Consider the following 21,115-nt stretch of genomic DNA (forward strand, 5'->3'; position numbering starts at 1 on the left):
GCGCCCCGCCGCCCCGGCCCGCGCCACGCGTGAGGTCAGGCCCGGCGCCACCGCCGGCGGAGGCGCTGCCGGAGTCGGCCGAGGCGTCCGGTGTCGAGCTCGGACGGGGCCGCCCATCGCTCCTCAGCCCGGCGCGCCTGCTCGGCCGCGCGCTCGGCCGCGACGCGCTGCGCCTCCCACTCGGCCGCGACACGGCGCTCCTCCTGCAGGCGGCGCTCCCCGCGGACCTCGGTGAGCCGGTACAGCACGGGCACGAGCACGAGCGTGAGCAGGGTGGAGGACACCAGGCCGCCCACCACGGCCACCGCGAGGGGCTGGGAGATGAACCCCGCGTGCCCCGTGACGCCCAGGGCCATCGGGGTCATGGCCAGGACGGTGGCCAGGGCCGTCATCACCACCGGGCGCACGCGGTTGAGCGCGCCCACCTCGATCGCCTCGTCCAAGGTCATGCCGCGGTCGCGGCGGTACTGGTTGATCAGGTCGATCAGCACGATCGCGTTCGTCACCACGATGCCCACCAGCATGAGCAGCCCGATCATCGTGGACAGTCCCAGCGGCGTGCCGGTGGCCAGCAGCGCCAGGAACACGCCCGTGGCGGCGAAGGGGATCGACACGAGCAGCACGAGCGGCTGGCGCAGCGAGTTGAACGTCGCCACCATCACGACGTACACGGTCGCCACGGCGGCCAGCAGCGCCAGCCCGAGGTCCCGGAACGTCTGCGCCTGCTGCTCCGCCGCGCCGCCCACGGCCGCGGTGACGCCCTCGGGCAGGTCCAGCTCCGCCACGGCCTGCGTGACCCGGCGCGAGACGGCCCCGAGGTCCTCGTCGTCCGGGGTCACCGTGACGACGGCGGTCCGCTCGCCGTTCGAGGACGTCACCCGGGCAGGTACGGACATCCGCGAGACCTCGGCGAGGTCCCCCAGCGGCACGGGCCCCTCGGCCGTCTCCACGGGCACCTGGCGCAGGGCGTCGAGGGACTCGACCGGCTCCGGGTCACCCAGCTGCACCGCGAAGCTCTCGAACCCGAAGCGGACCTCGCCCACGGGCACGGCCTGCAGGGCGGCGGCGGCCTGGCCGGCCACCGCCTCCTCGGTCAGGCCGAGCCGGGCGGCGGCGACGGTGTCCACGTCCACCTGGAACGTCGGGCGCAGGTCCGAGGCCGGCGTCGTCACCTCGCGGGCACCCTCGACGGGCCGCAGCGCCTGGGCGACCTGATCGGCGGCCGCGGTGAGGGCCTGCGGGTCGGGGGCGGAGACGGACACCTCGATGTCCTGGCCGCCGCTCGGCCCCTGCTGCGTGGAGACGGACACGTCGCCCACGCCGTCGAGACCGGTGAGCTCGGCGCGCACCCCGTCCTGAAGGGCCACCTGGTCCGCATCCGGGTCGGTCACCACCGTGAACCGCGCCCGGTCCGCCGAGGAGCCGCCGAAGGCCCCCATCGGACCGGCGGCGGTGCCGGCCGTCCACTGGACGGTTTCGACGCCGTCGGTGTCCAGCAGCACGCGCTCGATGCGCTCGGCGGCGGCGGCCGTCGTCTCCAGCGACGCCCCCGGCTCCTGCTCCGCCGTGACGACGAACGAGTTCTGTCCCGAGTCGCCCAGGAGGTTCGTGGGGATCAGCGGGACCAGCGCGGCCGTGCCGGCCAGCAGCGCCAGGGCGGCGGCGAGGGTGACCACGGTGTGCCGCTGTGTCCAGCGCAGCACCGGGCGGTAGGCCCGGGTGAGCCATCCGCCGGCCGCCACGGGCCGGTCGCCGGGGACGGCGGGCGCGGCCGTGGTCTCGGCCCCGCGCCGCGGGGAGCGCAGGAACCACCAGCACAGCACCGGCACGATCGTCAGGGCGACGACGAGGGAGGCCAGCAGGGCGACCGTGGCGGTCACGGCGAAGGGCCGGAACAGCTCGCCGGCCAGGCCGCCCACGAAGGCGATGGGCAGGAACACGGCCACGGAGACGAGGGTGGAGGCGGTGATCGCGGTGGCGACCTCGCGCGTGCCGTCCAGGATCGCGGTGCGCCGGTCGGCGCCCAGGCCGAGGTGCCGGCGGATGTTCTCCACCACCACGATCGCGTCGTCCACGACTCGGCCGATCGAGATCGTCAGCGCCCCGAGCGTCAGCGTGTTGAGGGAGTAGCCGAAGGCCGCCACCCCGATGAGGGCGGCCAGCAGGGACAGCGGAATGGACACGGCGGTGACGAGGGTGGAGCGCACCGAGAGCAGGAACACGGCGATCACCAGCACGGCGAACGCCAGGCCCAGCAGGCCCTCCTGGAACAGCGTGTCGATGGACTGCTGGATGAACGGGGCCTGGTCGAACACCACGGTCAGGTCCGCGCCGCCGCCGACCAGGGACGCCAGCTCCGGCAGGGCGTCGCGCACGGCCTGAGAGACCGCCACGAGGTCGGCGTCCGGGGTCGCGGTCACGGAGACGGACAGCGTCGGCACCCCGTCGGTGCGGGTCAGCGAGGTGGGGGCCGCGGCCACGAGGGTGACGTCGGCGACCTCGTCCAGGGTGCGCGGTTCGCCGTCGCCGGAGGGAGCGACGACGATCCCGCGCAGGCCCTCGAGGTCCTCGACGGCGGCGCCCGCCTGGACGGGATAGGTGGTCGCGCCCTCGGTGACCTGGCCGACGGGGAAGAGGCCGGCGTTCTCCTCGAGCGCGTCGGTGATGTCGGAGGTGGTCAGCCCGGCGGCGGCGAGCGCGGCCGGGTCCGGGACCACGGAGACGTTCTCGTCCGTGCCGCCGAGGACGTCGGCGCCGCGGACGCCGTCGATCTTCTGCAGCCGCGGGGCCAGGACGTCCTCGGCGCGGCGGCGCAGGGTGTTGAGGTCCTCGTCCCCGGACAGGGCGAGGAAGACCACCGGGAAGTCGGAGACGGAGCCCGCGAAGGACGAGGTCTCCGCCTCCTCCGGCAGCTGCGGCCCCAGGTTGGCCACCACGCGGTCCACCTGGGACCGGGCCCGGTTCAGGTCTGTGCCGTAGGCGAACTCCAGCTGGACCGCGTTGAAGCCGGACTGCGACGTGGACCGCGAGGATTCGAGCCCCTCCACGGCCTGCAGGGCCGTCTCGAGGGGCTCGCCCACCTGAGCGTCCACGACCTCGGGGGACGCCCCCGGGTAGAGCGTCGAGACGGAGATGACGGGCAGCTCGAGCGGGGGGATCAGCTCCCGCTTGAGCTGCCCGGCGGAGAGGACGCCGAACACCGCGATGAACACGGTGACGAGCGCCACGAGCGCCCGCCGACCGAGTGAGAACCGTGCGAGCGCTCCCATCGGGGCGTCAGGCCAGCTTCAGTGCGGCGTCCGTGACGGTGCGGACCTCGTCCAGCAGCGCCGGGTCGTCGTTGAGCGTGTGGCCCAGGGACGGGATGAGCTCCTTGAGCGTGCCGTCCCAGCCGGCCATCTTCGCGGGGAAGCAGCGCTCGAGCAGCTTCACCATGATGGGGGCCGCGGTGGAGGCGCCCGGCGAGGCGCCGAGCAGGCCGCCGAGCGAGCCGTCCGCGTGCGTGACGACCTCGGTGCCGAACTGCAGGACGCCGCCGAAGCGGCCCTTGCGCTTCATCACCTGCACGCGCTGGCCCGCGGTGATCAGCTCCCACTCGCCGCCGTCGGCCTCCGGGTAGAACTCGTGCAGCGCGTCGATCTTCTTGTCCCGGGACTTCAGCACCTCGGTCACGAGGTACTTGGTCAGGTCCATGTTGTCCTTGGCCACGTCCAGCATCGTGCTGAGGTTGTGCGGGCGCACGGACAGCGGCAGGTCCAGGTAGGAGCCGGTCTTGAGGAAGTTCGTGGAGAACCCGGCGTAGGGGCCGAACAGCAGGGAGCGCTTGCCGTTGACGAAGCGGGTGTCCAGGTGGGGCACGGACATCGGCGGGGCGCCGACGGCGGCCTGGCCGTACACCTTGGCCATGTGCTGGTTGACCACGGACTCGTCCGTGCAGCGCAGGAACTGGCCGGAGACCGGGAAGCCGCCGAAGCCCTTGGCCTCGGGGATGCCGGACTTCTGCAGCAGGGGCAGGGCGCCGCCGCCGGCACCGACGAAGACGAAGCGGGCGCGGTCCACGAGCTCGGAGCCGGCGGCCTTGTTCTTGACCTTGACCTCCCAGCGGCCGTCCGTGCCGCGGGTGAGGCCGGTGACCTTGTGACCGAAGCGCACCTCGGCGCCGGCGCCGGCCATGGCCGTGATGAGCTGGCGGGTGAGGGAGCCGAAGTCGACGTCGGTGCCGCCGGTGTTGCGGGACGCCGCCAGGCGCTGGCCCGGCTCACGGCCCTCGATCAGCAGCGGGGCCCAGGCACGGATCTGCTCCGGGTCCTCGCTGTGCTCCATGCCGGCGAACAGCGGCTGGGCGGACATGGCCTCATAGCGGGTGCGGAGGTAGTCCGCGTGGTCGTCACCCCACACGAAGGACATGTGCGGCAGCGGGTTGATGAAGGACTTGGGGTCCTTGAGCGTGCCGTCCGCCACCAGGGAGGACCAGAACTGGCGGGTGGTCCAGAACTGCTCGTTGATGCCCAGCGCCTTGGTGACGTCCACCCGTCCGTTCTTGTCCATGGGCGAGTAGTTCAGCTCGCACAGGGCGGCGTGGCCGGTGCCCGCGTTGTTCCACGGGTCGGAGGACTCCAGGCCGGCCTGATCGAGGCTCTCGTACAGGGCGATGGACCAGGTGGGCTCGAGCTTCTGCAGCAGCACGCCCAGGGTGGCGCTCATGATGCCGCCGCCGATCAGGACGACGTCGTGGGTGGCGGTGGACGAGGTGGTGGGCACGGTCAACTCCTGAAGCAGAACGACGGCGGGTGGGCGCAGTGCGACCAGGCCGAGCAGTGGCGGTCGGGCCGGGCGCCGTGATCTCCCACTGTACTACCGGTGCGTTCAGCCTTCGGTCAGCCTGACGCGCGAGAAGGGCTCGTCCAGCTGCGGCGACGTCGGGTAGGAGGCCACGCGCGGGCCGGTGGCCAGGGCCGAGATCGGATAGACCAGCGGCAGCGCCGGCAGGTCGAGGGCCATGGCCCGGACGACGCGGCGGAACAGGGCGCGGCGCGCGTCGTCGTCGGTCTCGGCCGCGGCCGCGTCCACGTCCTCGACGACGCGCGGGTTGCGGTAGCCGGTCTCGGCGCGGCCCGAGCGCGCGAAGGGCTCGAGGAACGCGTGCGGGTCGCGGTAGTCGCCGGTGCGGCCCATCAGGTGCAGGGCTCGGGTGGGTCGGGAGACGACGGCGTGCAGGTAGTCCTGGTCCTCCGGCACGGGCACGGGCACGATGTGCATCCCCACCGCGCCGAGGTCGCGGGCGACCATCGCGTAGACCCGCTCCGGCTCGGGCAGGGAGGGGCGGGCCGTGCCGGCCGGGTAGAGGAACTCCAACGGCTCCCCGTCGTATCCCGCCAGGCCGAGGAACTCGCGGGCCCGGCCCGGGTTGACGTCGTAGCGCCGCGCCTCCTCGTCGCCGACGCCGAGGGAGGGGGGGACGAGGTCGTGGGCCAGGCGGGTGCCCTCGAGGAAGACGTCGCTGCCGGCGATGCGCGGGCGGTCCACCGCGTACGCGATCGCCTGGCGCAGGTACTGCGAGCGCACGCGCGGGTGGTCCAGGTTCATGCCCACGTAGAGCACGCCCAGGGGGTCCCGGGGCAGCACCTGGGTGCCGGCCTCGACGAGGGGGCGCAGCTGGCCGGGGGCGACGACGTCGATCACGTCCGCCGTGCCGCGCCGCAGCTCCCGCAGGCGCACGGAGGCGCGGCCCCACGCCTGCACGGCCACCGGGTACGCCGCCGGATCGGAGCCGCGGTGGCGGGCGCTGGGGACCAGGATCGTCGCGCCCGAGGCGCCCGGGTGGGCGCGCGTGAGCTCGGCGGTCTCCGCGGCGTCGGCCCAGCGGTAGGGGCCGGTGCCGGCGGGGGTGGTGACCTCGGAGCCGTCCACGTCGACCGTGCGGTCCCACGAGGCCGGCGAGGAGATCGCGAAGGCCGGCGAGGCCAGCGCGGCCGCGAGGTGACGGCGGGGGGAGTGCAGGCGCAGCCGCACCTCGAGCTCTCCGCGGGCCTCGACGCCGGCGAAGGCGGAGTCCGCGTCCCCGGCGTATCCGCCGAAGGCCGAGACGAACGAGGAGGGCGGGGCGACGGTCCCGTCCACGGGCGCGGGGGCGGAGGCCCACCGCTCGATGTTCGCGACCACGGCGGCGGCGTCGCACGGCTCGCCGTCGTCGAACACCACCCCGGAGACCAGGTGGAACGTGTGGAGGCGGCCGCCGTCGGACTCCTCATGCCGCTCGGCGAGGCGGGGCGTGGGGGCGCCGGTGTCCGCGTCCACGCCGAGCAGCGTCTCGAAGACCTGGCGGATCAGACGGAAGGACTCGACGTCCAGCGCGCGGGCCGGGTCCCGCGTCAGCGCCCGCGCCGGGGCGCCGACCACGAGCAGCCGGCCCGGGCCCGAGGAGGTCGGGGCGGCGGAGGACGGCGCCGCGGGCGACGTCGCGCAGCCGGCCACGCCCAGGCCGAGCAGGCCCAGGCCCCCGCCGAGGAAGGCGCGGCGAGTGGGCTGCATGGCGGCCTCCTGTGGCAGGTGACGTCGGGGTCGGGCGGGCCCGGGGAGTGCGGGCGGGGGGACTCGAACCCCCACGTCCAGGACACTGGAACCTAAATCCAGCGCGTCTACCAGTTCCGCCACGCCCGCGCACACCCCGCGCGGGCGGGGCGAGGCCCGATCCTACCGTGCGGCGCCCGGGCGCGTCGGGCGGGGATCAGGCCTCGTCGAGGCCGAGGGTGCGGCGCAGTCGCGCCACGTGGCCGGTCGCCTTCACGTTGTACTGCGCGTGGGTGACCTTCCCGTCCGGGCCGACGACGATCGTGGAGCGGATCAGACCCTCGAAGGTCCGCCCGTAGTTCTTCTTCTCACCCCAGGCGCCGTAGGCCTCGGCCACCGCGTGGTCCTCGTCCGAGAGCAGGGGGAACGTGAGGCCCTCCTGCTCGGCGAACCGGATGATCCTGCCGATCGGGTCGGGGGAGATCCCCAGGACGACGTAGCCGGCCGCGGTCAGGGAGGCCAGGCTGTCCCGGAAGTCGCAGGCCTGCGTGGTGCAGCCGGGCGTGGACGCGGCCGGGTAGAAGTAGACGATCGTGTGCTTGCCCGCGCTGTCGCGCAGCGAGACGGGCCGGCCCTCCTGGTCCTGGAGGGTGAACGTGGGCGCCGTGTCGCCGGGCTGGAGGCGGTGCTGGGTCGTGTCGGTCATGGGCCCCAGCCTACGGTGGGCCCGGGCGGGGAGCGGGGACGACGAAGGCCCCGTCTCCGTGGAGACGGGGCCTTCGCTCCGGTGGGTGCACCCCCCGGGACTCGAACCCGGAACCTGCTGATTAAGAGTCAGATGCTCTACCGGTTGAGCTAGAGGTGCAGGTGCCGCACCGCCTCTCGGATCTCTCCGGTGCGCCGTGCAACGAGGTGAAACCCTACCAGGGGTTTCAGACGCCGTGCAAATCGGGGGGCGTGACGTCCGTCGCGTCCGTCTCCGGGGTCGCGTAGAGGCGGTCCAGTTCGTCCATGAAGGCGGTCATGAAGGCGTGGAAGTCGGTGGCGTCCTCGGCCTGGTCGAGCTCCGCGGTGCCGTCCTCCGTGAGGTCGCCCACCGGCACCCGCGTGTGCTCCGGGACGTCGAACCACGTCCGGAAGCCCGTGACGGTCTCCACCTGATAGCCGCTGCCCGTGTCCGCCACGGTGGCCACGTTGGCCAGGCCCACCTCGACGACGTCGGCGCGGTCCGCGGAGGCCTCGGTCACCGGGCCGTGCGGGTCGTCCTCGGCCACGCCCGGCGCGCGGCGGTCGTGGTCGTCCGGGGTGGAGGTGGGGTCGAACGGGCACAGCAGCATCTCGAGCGGCTGGTGGCGGTAGCCGATCACGAGGGGGGAGGAGGAGCCCGAGGGCTGGCCGTAGACGACGTTGTAGTCGCCGTGGTTGAACACGCGCGCATCGAAGACGCGGCGCAGCCGTCTGTGCAGGGTGGGCGTGTCCATGGGCCCAACGTACGCGGACCCGTCCGCACGTGTCATGCCGCGGCACCCGTCACACGGGGACGTCGCGTCGGCCCGGTGGCGCCGTGCTCACTAGACTCCGCGGCATGGACTCCGCCGCGTCGACTCCCAGCACCCCGTCCGCCGCTCCCGACATCAAGCCGCGCTCGCGCGACGTCACCGACGGGATGGAGCGCACCGCCGCCCGCGGCATGCTCCGCGCGGTCGGCATGGGGGACGAGGACTTCGGCAAGCCGCAGATCGGCATCGCGTCGTCCTGGAACGAGATCACCCCCTGCAACCTCTCCCTGGACCGCCTCGCCCAGGCCTCGAAGGACGGCGTCCACGCCGCCGGTGGATATCCGCTGGAGTTCGGCACGGTCTCCGTCTCGGACGGCATCTCCATGGGCCACGAGGGCATGCACTTCTCCCTCGTCTCCCGCGAGGTGATCGCGGACTCGGTGGAGACCGTGATGATGGCCGAGCGCCTGGACGGCTCCGTCCTGCTCGCCGGCTGCGACAAGTCGCTGCCGGGCATGCTCATGGCCGCCGCCCGCCTGGACCTGGCGTCCGTGTTCGTCTACGCAGGCTCGATCATGCCGGGCGTGGCCCGCCTGACCGACGGCACCGAGAGGCAGGTGACCATCATCGACGCCTTCGAGGCGGTCGGCGCCTGCGCCCGCGGTCTCATGTCCGAGGAGGACCTGCTCCGCATCGAGAAGTCCATCGCCCCGGGTGAGGGCGCCTGCGGCGGCATGTACACCGCCAACACCATGGCCTCCATCGGTGAGGCCCTCGGCATGTCCCTGCCCGGTTCCGCCGCCGCCCCCTCCGCGGACCGCCGCCGCGACGCCTTCGCGCGCCGCTCCGGCGAGGCCGTGGTGAACATGCTCCGCCAGGGCATCACGGCCCGGGACATCATGACCAAGCCCGCGTTCGAGAACGCGATCGCCGTGACCATGGCGTTCGGCGGCTCCACCAACGCCGTGCTGCACCTGCTCGCCATCGCCCGGGAGGCGGGCGTGGACCTGCAGCTGTCCGACTTCAACCGCATCGCCGACCGCACCCCGCACATCGCCGACCTCAAGCCGTTCGGTCAGTACGTCATGACGGACGTGGACCGCATCGGCGGCGTCCCGGTGGTCATGAAGGCCCTGCTGGACGAGGGCCTGCTGCACGGGGACACCCTCACCGTCACCGGCAAGACCCTCGCCGAGAACCTGGCCGCGCTCGATCCGGACCCGGTGGACGGCAAGGTCATCCGGACCATGGACGACGCGCTGCACCCCAACGGCGGCATCGCGATCCTCCACGGCTCGCTGGCCCCGGAGGGCGCTGTCGTGAAGTCCGCCGGCTTCGATGCGGACGTCTTCGAGGGCACCGCGCGCGTCTTCGACCGGGAGCGCGCCGCCATGGACGCCCTCGAGGACGGGACCATCGCCGCCGGCGACGTGGTGGTCATCCGCTATGAGGGGCCGAAGGGCGGCCCGGGCATGCGCGAGATGCTCGCGATCACCGGCGCGATCAAGGGGGCGGGTCTGGGCAAGGACGTCCTGCTGATCACCGACGGGCGCTTCTCCGGCGGCACCACCGGCCTGTGCATCGGCCACATCGCCCCCGAGGCCGCCGAGGGAGGGCCGATCGGGCTGGTGCAGGACGGCGACCGCATCCGCGTGGACATCGCCGGACGCACCATGGACCTGCTCGTGGACGAGGCCGAGCTCGCCGCCCGCCGCGAGTCCTGGGAGCCGGTGGAGCCGAAGTTCACCACGGGCGTGCTGGGTAAGTACGCCAAGCTGGTGCACTCCGCCGCCGAGGGCGCCTACCTGGGCTGAGGCCCGGTCGGCCCGCACGCCGAGACGAGCAGAGGATGAGCATGCACGCGATCGACGCCCGGGCCGGGGGACCCGCGCCGCGTCCCGGGCGGGAGGCGCGCTGATGGAGGTCGTCATCCTGCCCGACGCCGCCGCCCTGGGCCGGCACGGCGCGGACGCGGTGGCCGCCCACGTGGCGGCCCGTCCCGAGGCCGTCCTGGGGCTGGCCACCGGCTCCTCGCCCCTGCCCGTCTACGACGAGCTCGCCCGCCGGGTCCGGGACGGGGAGCTGTCCCTGCGCTCCTGCCGCGCGTTCCTGCTGGACGAGTACGTCGGCCTGCCCGCGGGACACCCCGAGTCCTACCGCACCGTGATCGAGCGGGAGTTCGTCGTGCGCACGGACATCGCCCCGGAGGCCGTGCACGGTCCGGACGGCGGGGCGGCGGACGTCCCGGGCGCCTGCGCCGCCTACGAGGAGGCGCTGCGCGAGGCCGGCGGCGTGGACGTGCAGCTGCTCGGCGTGGGCACGGACGGGCACATCGCGTTCAACGAGCCCGGCTCCTCCCTCGCCTCCCGCACGCGCATCAAGGTGCTCGCCGAGCAGACCCGGCGGGACAACGCCCGCTTCTTCGACGGCGACCTCGACCAGGTCCCGACCCACTGCCTCACCCAGGGCGTGGGCACGATCCTCGACGCCCGACACCTGGTCCTGCTGGCCCGGGGCGAGGGCAAGGCCGAGGCGGTGCGGCAGCTCGTGGAGGGCCCCGTGAGCGCGCGCTGGCCGGTCACGGCCCTGCAGCTGCACCCGCATGTGACCGTCCTCGTGGACGAGGCCGCCGCCGGGCGACTCGAGCTCGCGGGGGAGTACCGCCACATGTGGGAGGCCAAGCCGTCCTGGCAGGGCCTCTGAGCGCCCCTCGTCCATCGACCCGCCCACCCCGGAAGGTGCATCCGTGCCCGCCTCGGTCCCTCACCGGCCGCGCGCCGAGCAGGCGCCGCAGGCCGCCGCGTCCCCGTCGGTGCTGCGCGCGGACCGCGTCCATGACGGCGAGCGCCTCGGCGGCCCCGGCTGGATCGCCCTGGCCGAGGGCCGGGTGGTGGCCGTCGGGACCGGGGACCCGCCGCGCACCCACGGCCCCGTCCACGACCTCGGCGACGCCCTCCTCGCTCCCGGCTGCGTGGACGTGCACTGCCACGGCGGCGGCGGACACGCCGTCGAGTCCGGCGCGGCCGCGGCACGCGCGGCGGCCGCGGCCCACGCCCGCGCGGGCACGACCACGGTCGTGGCCTCCCTCGTCACGGACGAGGTCGACGCGCTCGCGGCGCAGCTGACGGCCCTGACGCCCCTGTGCGCAGAGGGGGTGCTGGCCGGCGTGCACCTCGAGGGTCCCTGGCTCTCGCCCCGGCACCGCGGCGCGCACCGGGCCGCGTCGCTGCGGGCTCCGGAGCCCGAGGACGTCGCTCGCCTCGTCGAGGTCGGCGCGGGCCACCTGGCGATGGTCACGCTGGCCCCCGAGCTGCCCGGGGCCCTCGACGCGGTGGGCCGGCTGGCGGAGGCGGGCGTCGTCGTCGCGATCGGCCACACGGACGCCTCCTACGAGACCACGCGCGCGGCGATCGATGCGGGGGCGCGGATGGCCACGCACCTGCACAACGCGTGCCGGCCCACCCACCATCGCGAGCCCGGGCCGGCCGTCGCCCTGCTGGAGGACCCGCGCGTGGGGATCGAGACCATCGTGGACGGCGTCCACCTGCATCCGGCCACGGTGCGGCGGGTCGCCCGGGAAGCCGGGGAGCGGTGGATCCTCGTCTCGGACGCGATGGCCGCCGCCGGCTGCGGCGACGGCGAGTTCCCCCTCGGGCCGCTGCGGGTCCAGGTCCACGACGGCGTCGCGCGGGTGGTCGGCGCGGATGGCGCAGCCGGGGCCATCGCCGGGTCCACGGCCACGGTCGCCGGCTCGGTGCGCTCCGCCGTCGCCGCCGGGGTCGACCTCGACGCCGCGCTGCGGGCGGCCACGGCCGCGCCCGCGGACGCCCTGGGGCTCCCCGACGTCGGCCGGCTCCGAGTCGGGAGCCGAGCGGACGCCGTCGTCTTCGGCCCGGAGCTCGAGGTGCGCGGGGTGCTCCGTCACGGAACGTGGGTGAAGGCGGCCGCCCCCGCGGTGGCTGACTAGGGTGGGCTCAGGCCCGGGATCCGACCCCGACCGCCCGGTCGTCTCACGATGTGACGCTTTATCTCACATTGCGAGACAGGCGGGTGGTCGATGGCGGACGGGGCGCATGGCTGTCGATACTGAGACCACCCCCGAAGGACCCGGCGGCCCGTGTCCCCACCTCAGACTCCGCCACGCCGGCCCGATCCGTCATCGACGCGGCCACGGTTCCCGACGCCCGACGGATCCGAACGACGACCGTCCGACGCCCCCGCGACGGACACGCAGCGACGAACGCAGTGAGGTGACCCCATGAGCACGACCCCCCGCGACGCCCGCGCGGCGGTCCCGCAGGTCCCGACGCCGGCCTCCCGCCCGACGGAGACGGCCCGGGCCCAGGAGCGCCGTCCGGCCCCCCGTCCCGAGATCGTCGAGCCGCGGGTGCCCGGCGAGGGCTCCCGCGTCGAGCCGACCCGGATGACCGGCTCCGAGGGCATCATCCGCTCCCTGGAGGAGCTGGGGGTCACGGACGTGTTCGGGCTTCCCGGCGGCGCCATCCTGCCGACCTACGACCCGCTCATGGACTCCGATCGGATCCGCCACATCCTGGTGCGCCACGAGCAGGGTGCCGGTCACGCGGCGCAGGGCTACCACCTGGCCACCGGCAAGGTCGGCGTGGCCATCGCCACCTCCGGTCCCGGCGCCACCAACCTGGTGACCGCCATCGCGGACGCCCACATGGACTCCCAGGCGGTCGTGTTCATCACCGGCCAGGTCTCCTCCGCCGCGATCGGCACGGACGCCTTCCAGGAGGCGGACATCGTGGGCATCACGATGCCCATCACCAAGCACTCCCGGCTCGTGACCCGGCCCGAGGACGTCCCCCAGGCCCTCGCCGAGGCGTTCCACATCGCCGCCACGGGCCGGCCCGGGCCCGTGCTCGTGGACGTCACCAAGGACGCCCAGCAGGGCGAGTTCGAGTTCGCATGGCCGCCCCGGATCGACCTGCCCGGCTACCGCCCCGTCCTGCGCGGCCACCCCCGGCAGATCCGCGAGGCCGCCCGGCTGATCCGCGAGGCCCGGCGCCCCGTGCTGTACGTGGGCGGCGGCGTGGCCCGCGGCGAGGCCCACGAGGAGCTGCGCGCCCTCGCCGAGCTCACGGGCGCCCCGGTGGTCACCACCCTCACCGCCCGCGGCGTCTTCCCCGACTCGCACCCCCAGCACCTGGGCATGCCGGGCATGCACGGCGGCGTCCCCGCCGTGGCCGCGCTCCAGCAGGCCGACCTGCTGATCACGCTCGGCGCCCGCTTCGACGACCGCGTGACCGGTCACCTGCCCTCGTTCGCCCCCGGCGCCCGCGTGATCCACGCGGACATCGACCCGGCCGAGATCTCCAAGAACCGCACCGCGGACGTGCCGATCGTCGGCCACGTCAAGGAGATCATCCCGGACCTGGTGGCCGAGCTCGCGACGGACACCGAGGCGCTGCCCGACCTCGCCGACTGGTGGGCGGTGCTGCGGCGCCTGCAGGAGACCTACCCGATGGGCTGGACCGAGACCGAGGACGGCCTCCTCGCGCCCCAGGAGGTGATCTCGCGCCTGTCGGCCCTGTCCGGCCCCGAGGCCACCTACGTGGCCGGCGTCGGCCAGCACCAGATGTGGGCCAGCCAGTTCGTCGCCTACGAGCGCCCGCGCCAGTGGCTCAACTCGGCCGGCCTCGGGACGATGGGCTTCGCCGTCCCCGCCGCGATGGGGGCGCAGGTGGGCGAACCCGACCGCGTGGTCTGGGCCATCGACGGCGACGGCTGCTTCCAGATGACCAACCAGGAGCTCGCCACGTGCGTGATCAACCGCATCCCCATCAAGATCGCGGTGATCAACAACTCCTCGCTGGGCATGGTGCGCCAGTGGCAGACCCTCTTCTACGACGGGCGCTACTCGAACACGGACCTGAACACGGGCCACGACACCGCCCGGGTGCCGGACTTCGTCAAGCTCGCCGACGCCTACGGCGCCGCGGGCCTGCGCTGCGACCGCCGGGAGGACCTGGACGACACCATCCGCCAGGCCCTGGCCATCGACGACCGCCCCGTGATCGTGGACTTCGTGGTCTCCCGCGACGCCATGGTCTGGCCGATGGTCCCCGCGGGGGTCAGCAACGACGCGATCCAGGTGGCCCGGGGCATGACGCCCGACTGGGACCAGGAAGACTGAGGAGGGCAACCGATGGAACGCCACACCCTGTCCGTGCTCGTCGAGGACGTGCCCGGCACCCTGACCCGCGTGGCCGGCCTCTTCGCCCGGCGCGCGTTCAACATCCACTCGCTGGCCGTGGGCGTCACGGAGGTCGAGGGCCTGTCCCGGATCACCGTGGTCGTCGACGCCGACACGGACCTGCTCGAGCAGGTCACCAAGCAGCTGAACAAGCTGATCAACGTGATCAAGGTCGTCGAGCTCACGCCCGACTCCTCCGTTCAGCGCGACCACCTGCTCGTGAAGGTGCGCGCCGATGCCGCCACCCGCGGTCAGGTCGTCCAGGCGGCCGACCTGTTCCGCGCCCACGTCGTCGACGTGGCCCCGGAGTCTCTGACCCTCGAGGCCACCGGCACCCGTGACAAGCTCGAGGCCTTCCTCGAGATGATGGAGCCCTACGGTGTGCGCGAGCTCGTCCGCTCGGGCACCCTCGCCCTCGCCCGGGGGCCGCGGTCCATGACCGACCGCGCCGTGGCCCGCTGACCCGTCCCGATCCACCCATCCCGTGAGGAGAACAGCATGACCGTGAAGAAGTTCTACGACGACGACGCCGACCTGTCGATCATCCAGGGCCGCACCGTGGCCGTCATCGGCTACGGCTCCCAGGGCCACGCCCACGCCCTGTCGCTGCGCGACTCCGGCGTGGACGTGCGCATCGGCCTCGCCGAGGGCTCCAGGTCCCGCGCCAAGGCCGAGGCCGAGGGCCTGCGTGTCGTCGACGTCGCCACCGCCGCCGCCGAGGCCGACCTGATCATGATCCTCACCCCGGACCAGGTCCAGGCCGACGTGTACGACCAGCACATCGCCGGCAACCTGCAGGAGGGCGACGCCCTGTTCTTCGCGCACGGCTTCAACGTGCGCTTCGGCTACATCCAGGCCCCCGAGGGCGTCGACGTCGCCCTGGTCGCCCCCAAGGGCCCGGGCCACGTGGTGCGCCGCGAGTTCGAGGCCGGCCGCGGCGTGCCCGCGCTGATCGCCGTCGAGAAGGACGCCTCCGGCCAGGCCCACGCCCTCGCCCTGTCCTACGCCAAGGCCGTGGGCGGCACCCGCGCCGGCGTCATCGAGACGACGTTCACCGAGGAGACCGAGACCGACCTGTTCGGCGAGCAGGCCGTGCTCTGCGGCGGCGCCTCCCAGCTCGTGCAGTACGGCTTCGAGACCCTCACCGAGGCCGGCTACCAGCCCGAGATCGCCTACTTCGAGGTGCTGCACGAGCTGAAGCTCATCGTGGACCTCATGGTCGAGGGCGGCATCGCCAAGCAGCGCTGGTCCATCTCCGACACCGCGGAGTACGGCGACTACGTCTCCGGCCCCCGCGTCATCACCCCGGACGTGAAGGAGAACATGAAGGCGGTCCTCGCCGACATCCAGTCCGGTGCCTTCGCGCAGCGCTTCATGGACGACCAGAGGGCCGGTGCGCCCGAGTTCAAGGAGCTGCGCGCCCGGGGCGAGGCCCACCCGATCGAGAAGACCGGCCGCGAACTGCGCCAGATGTTCTCCTGGCTCAAGGACGCGGACGACGACTACACCGAGGGCACTGCGGCCCGCTGAGCCGCCTGAGCCCCCGACGCCGGCCCCGGGCATCGCGCTTCGGGGCCGGCGTCGCATTCCGGCCACGGTCCGGTCACGCGTCTAGGCTCGGACCGGAGCGCGGGCCGGCCCGCCTTCCATCCCACCGCACCACACCTCCAGGAGCACCCGTGAGCGCAGCCCAGCCCGTCGTCCTGATCGCCGAGGAACTCTCGCCCGCCACCGTCGAGGCCCTCGGCCCCGACTTCGAGATCCGCCGCACGGACGGCGCCGACCGCGCCCGCCTCCTCGAGGACCTGCGCGACGTCGACGCGGTGCTGATCCGCTCGGCCACCCAGATGGACGCCGAGGCGATCGCCGCCGCGCCGCAGCTGAAGGTCATCGCGCGCGCCGGCGTCGGACTGGACAACGTGGACGTGCCCGCCGCCACCGAGGCCGGCGTCATGGTCGTCAACGCGCCGACGTCGAACATCATCTCCGCCGCCGAGCTCACCTGCGGCCACATCCTGGCCGCCGCCCGCAACATCGCGGCCGCCCACGGCTCGCTGAAGGCGGGGGAGTGGAAGCGTTCGAAGTACACGGGCGTCGAGCTGTACGGCAAGCGGCTGGGCGTGATCGGCCTGGGCCGCATCGGCGCGCTCGTGGCCGAGCGCATGAAGGCGTTCGGCATGGAGATCCTCGCCTACGACCCCTACGTGACCACCGCCCGCGCGCAGCAGCTCGGCGCGAGCCTCGTCGAGCTGGACGAGCTGCTCGAGCGCGCCGACGTGGTCACGATCCACATGCCCAAGACCCCCGAGACGGTCGGCATGATCGGCGATGAGCAGTTCGCCCGCATGAAGGACACCGCGATCATCGTGAACGTGGCCCGCGGCGGCCTCGTGGACGAGGACGCCCTCGCCCGCGCGCTCGAGGCCGGGACCATCGGGGGTGCCGGCATCGACGTCTTCAGCTCCGAGCCGGCCACGGACCTGGCGTTCTTCGCCCACGACTCCGCCGTCGTCACCCCCCACCTGGGCGCCTCGACCGCCGAGGCCCAGGAGAAGGCGGGCGTCGCCGTCGCCGGCTCCGTGCGCCTGGCCCTCTCCGGCGAGCTCGTGCCGGACGCCGTGAACGTGGCCGGCGGCGCGATCCACGAGGACGTGCGCCCCGGCCTGCCGCTGGCCGAGAAGCTGGGCCGCGTGCTCACCGCGCTGGTGGGCGAGCAGTCCATCACGGCCGTCGAGGTGGAGATCGCCGGTGAGATCGCCGAGCACGACGTCTCCGCGATGCGCCTGGCCGCCCTGAAGGGCGTGTTCACGGACATCGTCTCGGACCAGGTCTCCTACGTGAACGCCCCCGTGCTGGCCGAGCAGCGCGGCGTCGAGTGCCGCCTCACCACCACCGCGGTGTCCGAGTCCTACCGCAACACCGTCACGGTGCGCGCCGCGACCGCGCAGGGCGCCCAGACCGCCGTCACCGGCACACTCACCGGCCCGCGCCAGGTGCAGAAGCTCGTGGGCGTGGACCGGCACGAGCTCGAGGTGCCGCTGGCCGACCACCTGCTCGTGTTCGCCTATCAGGACCGCCCGGGTGTGATCGGCGTCCTGGGCCAGGCCCTCGGGGTGCAGGGCGTGAACATCGCCGGCATGGACGTCTCGCGCGACGACGAGGGCGCCGCCCTGGCCGTGCTGACCCTGGACGGGGCGCTGTCCGGAGACACCGCGGCCACGCTGGCCGCGGCCATCGGCGCCGCCCGTGCGGCCGAGGTGGACCTCTCCGTCTGACCCGTCGACGCCCGGGCGGGCACCGCGGGGCCGGCGCGCGGCGGGCGGGCTGATCGGCGTCAGTGTCCTGCTCGCCGCCTGGTCGTTCGCCCTCCCCTTCGTGTTCGGGCTGGGCCCGCGGCAGGTGCCGTGGTGGCGCGAGGTCTTCGACGTGAACCACGAGGCCAACCTCACGGCGTGGTGGAGCTCGGGCCTGCTCCTGCTGGGGGCCGCGGGCTTCACCACGGTGGGTCTCGTGCGCCGCGCGCTGGGGGCGGATCGGCGGCGGAGCCTGCTCGCGTGGTTGACCCCCGCGGCCCTGCTGGCGGCCATGAGCTTGGACGAGTCGACGCAGATCCACGAGCAGGCCGGCCAGCTGTGGGAGGTCCTGCCGTTCGCGGGGGAGAACCCGCTGCCCGCGTTCCAGTGGCTCATCCTCGGCGCGCCGGCCGCGATCGTCGTCCTCGGGCTGCTCGCGCTGTGCACCGTCGCCCTGCCCCGCCGGACCCGAGCGCTGACGGTGGCGGGCGGCGCGGTGTTCTTCTTCGGCGCGATCGTCCTCGAGGCGGTGCCGCTCGTCTTCGGGATCGGGCGCAGCACCCTGGCCTACCACGTGGCGACCCACGCGGAGGAGCTGACCGAGATGATCGGGGCGTCCGTGCTCGTGGTGGCCCCGTGGGCCCACCTCCACCTGCGGCCTGCGCCGGGCCATCTGCAGGTGACCGCCGACGGCGTCCCGGACGCCGGCGCGGACGACGTCGTCCTCGGCGCGGGCCCCGGCCCCGCGGCTAGACTCGACGACTGTGACTGACGCCCGCGCCCCGTACTACCTGACCACGGCCATCTCCTACCCGAACGGCGAGCCGCACATCGGCCACGCCTACGAGTACATCGCCTCGGACGCGATGGCCCGCTTCCAGCGGCTCGACGGGCGGGATGTGCGCTTCCTGACCGGCACGGACGAGCACGGCCAGAAGATGGAGCAGACGGCGCAGCAGCAGGGCGTGAGCGCCCTCGAGCTGGCCACGCGCAACGCCGCCGTCTTCAAGGAGATGGACGACGACGTCCTGGACATCTCCTACGACCGCTTCATCCGCACCACGGACACGGACCACGCCGAGGCCGTCCGCGAGATCTGGCGGCGGATGGAGGCCAACGGGGACATCTACCTCGGCTCCTACGCCGGCTGGTACTCCGTGCGGGACGAACGCTACTTCGGCGAGGACGAGACCGAGGTGGGTCAGGACGGGGTGCGCCGCGCCGTCGAGACCGGCACCGAGGTGACGTGGACGGAGGAGGAGTCCTACTTCTTCCGCCTGTCCAAGTACCAGCAGCCGCTGCTGGACCACTACCGCGAGCACCCGGACTTCGCCGCCCCCCGGTACCGCTTCAACGAGGTCATCCGCTTCGTGGAGGCCGGGCTCGAGGACCTGTCCATCTCCCGGACCTCCTTCCAGTGGGGCATCGACCTGCCGGCGCCCGCAGACCCCGACGCCGCCGACGCCGACCGGCGCGCCGACCACGTCACCTACGTCTGGGTCGACGCGTTGACGAACTACCTCACCGGCGCGGGCTGGCCGGCGGAGGACCCGGAGGCGTTCGCGCGCTACTGGCCCGCGGACCTGCACGTGATCGGCAAGGACATCTCCCGGTTCCACTGCATCTTCTGGCCCGCGTTCCTCATGTCGGCCGGCCTCGAGCTGCCGCGCCGCGTCATGATCCACGGCTTCCTGAACAACAACGGGGCCAAGATGTCCAAGTCCCTGGGCAACGTGGTGCACCCGCGGGAATGGGTGGCCCGCTACGGCCTGGACGCCATCCGCTTCTTCCTGCTGCGCGAGTTCCCGTTCGGCGCGGACGGCTCCTACAGCCACGAGGCCGTGGTGAGCCGCAAGAACGCGGACCTGGCCAACAACCTCGGCAACCTCGCCCAGCGCTCGCTGTCCATGGTGGCCAAGAACTGCGGCGCCGCCGTGCCCGAGCCGGGCGAGTTCACCGAGGCGGACCGCGCCGTCCTGGCCCAGGTCGACGCCCTGCTGGAGCGCTCCCGGTCCGCGTACGCGGTGCAGGACTTCCACGACGCGCTCGAGGAGACCTGGCGCGTGCTCGGCGAGGTCAACGCCTACTTCGCGGACCAGGCCCCGTGGGTGCTGCGCAAGACGGACGAGCCGCGCATGCGCACGGTGCTGTACGTGACGCTGCAGGCCGTGCGCCGGGTGGCCCTGCTCGCGCAGCCGGTGATGCCCGACTCGGCCTCGCGGCTGCTGGACCTGCTCGGCGTCCCCGCCGAGGGCGACGCAGGCCGCACCGGCGCGTCCGGCACCGGCCCGCGGTCCTTCGCCGCGTTCCACGAGGACCTGGTCCCCGGCACGCCGCTGCCCGCCCCGCAGCCGGTCTTCCCGCGCCACGAGGAGCCCGCCGAGGACTGAGCCCGTCCGGAGGGTGAGACCGGGTGTCACACGATGTGGTCCTCACGCGTGCCCCGCGTAGCCTGAGGGCCATGACCGAGACCACACGCAGCTCCGCAGACCCCTTGGACATCGCCGTCATCGGCGGCGACGGCATCGGCCCCGAGGTCACCGACCAGGCCGCCGCCGTCCTGCAGGCGGCGTTGCGTGCCGAGGGGCGTCCGGAGGCCCGGCTCACCCCGTATCCGCTGGGTGCGGAGCACTGGCTCGAGACCGGCGAGGCGCTCACGGACGAGGTCCTTCAGTCCCTGCGCCGCCACGACGCGATCCTGTTCGGGGCCGTCGGCGCCGCGCCCGGGGACGAGCGCATCCCGTCCGGGCTGATCGAGCGCGGCATGCTGCTCACGCTGCGCTTCGCGCTGGACCACGGCGTGAACCTGCGCCCGGCCACCCTGCTGCCCGGCGCCGTCAGCCCCCTGGCCGCGCCCGGCGAGATCGACTTCACCGTGGTGCGCGAGGGCACGGAGGGGCCGTACGTGGGCAACGGCGGTGCGATCCGCGTGGACACCCCGCACGAGATCGCCACGGAGGTCTCCGTGAACACGGCGTTCGGCGTGCGCCGCGTCGTCGAGGACGCCTTCCGTCGCGCCGACGCGGGCGAGCGCAAGCGCCTCACGCTCGTGCACAAGCACAACGTCCTGGTCCACGCCGGCCACCTGTGGCGCCGCACCGTGGAGTCCGTGGCGGCCGACTTCCCCGCGGTCACCTGGGACTACATGCACGTCGACGCCGCCATGATCTTCCTGGCGACGGACCCGGCCCGCTTCGACGTGATCGTGACGGACAACCTGTTCGGGGACATCATCACGGACCTCGCCGCGGCCGTGACCGGCGGCATCGGGCTCGCCGCCTCCGGCAACATCAACGTCGAGGGCACGGCGCCGTCGATGTTCGAGCCGGTCCACGGCTCCGCTCCGGACATCGCGGGCCAGGGGATCGCCGACCCCGTGGCCGCCATCCTCTCCGCCGCCCTGCTGCTCGAGCACGTGGGCGAGACCGGCGCCGCGGCGCGCGTGCGCACCGCGGTGTGGGCGCACCTGAAGGACCGGGTGGAGGGCGCGCGGGGCACCACCGCCGAGGTGGGCGCCGACGTCGTCGCGCGGGTCTGACGCGCGGGCCCGGCGCGTCGACGCCGGGTCTAGGATGGGGCGACGGCCTGTGGCG

15 protein-coding genes and 2 tRNA genes are annotated in these 21,115 nt (G+C 73.6%); 10 read left to right on the forward strand and 7 right to left on the reverse strand.

Annotated features, from left to right (window positions below; all coding sequences use genetic code 11):
• Window positions 1-35: 35 nt before the first annotated feature.
• The 7 genes from ACUW6W_RS00915 to ACUW6W_RS00945 form a co-directional block, all read right to left on the reverse strand.
• Complete coding sequence (locus ACUW6W_RS00915; protein ID WP_041103205.1) at window positions 36-3,269, reverse strand: efflux RND transporter permease subunit; 3,234 nt, start codon at window positions 3,267-3,269, stop codon at window positions 36-38.
• A gap of 7 nt (window positions 3,270-3,276) precedes the next feature.
• The gene (locus tag ACUW6W_RS00920) at window positions 3,277-4,767 is read right to left on the reverse strand and encodes a malate:quinone oxidoreductase (RefSeq protein ID WP_205805183.1); all 1,491 of its coding nucleotides are present in this window, start codon (window positions 4,765-4,767) and stop codon (window positions 3,277-3,279) included.
• 99 nt (window positions 4,768-4,866) lie between these two features.
• A complete protein-coding gene (locus tag ACUW6W_RS00925) occupies window positions 4,867-6,531 on the reverse strand; it encodes an ABC transporter substrate-binding protein (RefSeq protein WP_135040005.1) in 1,665 nt (554 codons plus the stop codon).
• A gap of 48 nt (window positions 6,532-6,579) precedes the next feature.
• Window positions 6,580-6,660, reverse strand: a tRNA-Leu gene (locus ACUW6W_RS00930).
• Window positions 6,661-6,727: 67 nt separating this feature from the next.
• Window positions 6,728-7,216 (reverse strand): thioredoxin-dependent thiol peroxidase, encoded by a 489-nt coding sequence (gene bcp, locus ACUW6W_RS00935; protein WP_101967174.1) that lies wholly within the window; start codon window positions 7,214-7,216, stop codon window positions 6,728-6,730.
• Between the two features lie 86 nt (window positions 7,217-7,302).
• A tRNA-Lys gene (locus ACUW6W_RS00940) sits at window positions 7,303-7,375 on the reverse strand.
• Between the two features lie 67 nt (window positions 7,376-7,442).
• Window positions 7,443-7,991, reverse strand: a complete 549-nt coding sequence (locus tag ACUW6W_RS00945) for a hypothetical protein (protein WP_036312973.1) — start codon at window positions 7,989-7,991, stop codon at window positions 7,443-7,445.
• A gap of 104 nt (window positions 7,992-8,095) precedes the next feature.
• On the opposite strand from ACUW6W_RS00945, the gene ilvD reads away from it, so the two are divergent.
• The 10 genes from ilvD (at window position 8,096) to ACUW6W_RS00995 (ending at window position 21,060) form a co-directional block, all read left to right on the forward strand.
• Window positions 8,096-9,823, forward strand: coding sequence for a dihydroxy-acid dehydratase (gene ilvD, locus ACUW6W_RS00950; protein WP_036382119.1), 1,728 nt, complete (start codon window positions 8,096-8,098; stop codon window positions 9,821-9,823).
• 103 nt (window positions 9,824-9,926) lie between these two features.
• Window positions 9,927-10,712 carry a glucosamine-6-phosphate deaminase gene (gene nagB / locus ACUW6W_RS00955; protein WP_036382115.1) on the forward strand — a complete coding sequence of 262 codons (786 nt, stop codon included), beginning with the start codon at window positions 9,927-9,929 and terminating at the stop codon, window positions 10,710-10,712.
• A 43-nt stretch (window positions 10,713-10,755) separates the two neighbouring features.
• Window positions 10,756-11,976, forward strand: coding sequence for an N-acetylglucosamine-6-phosphate deacetylase (locus ACUW6W_RS00960; RefSeq protein WP_081097741.1), 1,221 nt, complete (start codon window positions 10,756-10,758; stop codon window positions 11,974-11,976).
• Window positions 11,977-12,267: 291 nt separating this feature from the next.
• Window positions 12,268-14,169, forward strand: coding sequence for an acetolactate synthase large subunit (locus tag ACUW6W_RS00965; RefSeq protein WP_250203127.1), 1,902 nt, complete (start codon window positions 12,268-12,270; stop codon window positions 14,167-14,169).
• 12 nt (window positions 14,170-14,181) lie between these two features.
• Complete coding sequence (gene ilvN / locus ACUW6W_RS00970; RefSeq protein WP_010078980.1) at window positions 14,182-14,691, forward strand: acetolactate synthase small subunit; 510 nt, start codon at window positions 14,182-14,184, stop codon at window positions 14,689-14,691.
• A 36-nt stretch (window positions 14,692-14,727) separates the two neighbouring features.
• Entirely contained in the window at window positions 14,728-15,759 is a 1,032-nt protein-coding gene (ilvC, locus tag ACUW6W_RS00975) for a ketol-acid reductoisomerase (protein ID WP_144825309.1), read from the forward strand.
• Between the two features lie 149 nt (window positions 15,760-15,908).
• Window positions 15,909-17,504: a phosphoglycerate dehydrogenase gene (serA, locus tag ACUW6W_RS00980; protein ID WP_044659180.1), complete on the forward strand. Its 1,596-nt coding sequence runs from the start codon at window positions 15,909-15,911 to the stop codon at window positions 17,502-17,504.
• A 100-nt stretch (window positions 17,505-17,604) separates the two neighbouring features.
• Complete coding sequence (locus ACUW6W_RS00985) at window positions 17,605-18,294, forward strand: hypothetical protein (RefSeq protein WP_230594450.1); 690 nt, start codon at window positions 17,605-17,607, stop codon at window positions 18,292-18,294.
• Entirely contained in the window at window positions 18,287-19,912 is a 1,626-nt protein-coding gene (gene metG, locus ACUW6W_RS00990; RefSeq protein ID WP_036382100.1) for a methionine--tRNA ligase, read from the forward strand. Before ACUW6W_RS00985 ends, metG begins: the two co-directional genes overlap by 8 nt.
• Window positions 19,913-19,983: 71 nt before the next feature.
• Complete coding sequence (locus ACUW6W_RS00995) at window positions 19,984-21,060, forward strand: 3-isopropylmalate dehydrogenase (protein WP_256748520.1); 1,077 nt, start codon at window positions 19,984-19,986, stop codon at window positions 21,058-21,060.
• Window positions 21,061-21,115: the final 55 nt, after the last annotated feature.

The sequence above is a fragment of the Micrococcus sp. 093350064-1 genome, from assembly GCF_053627955.1.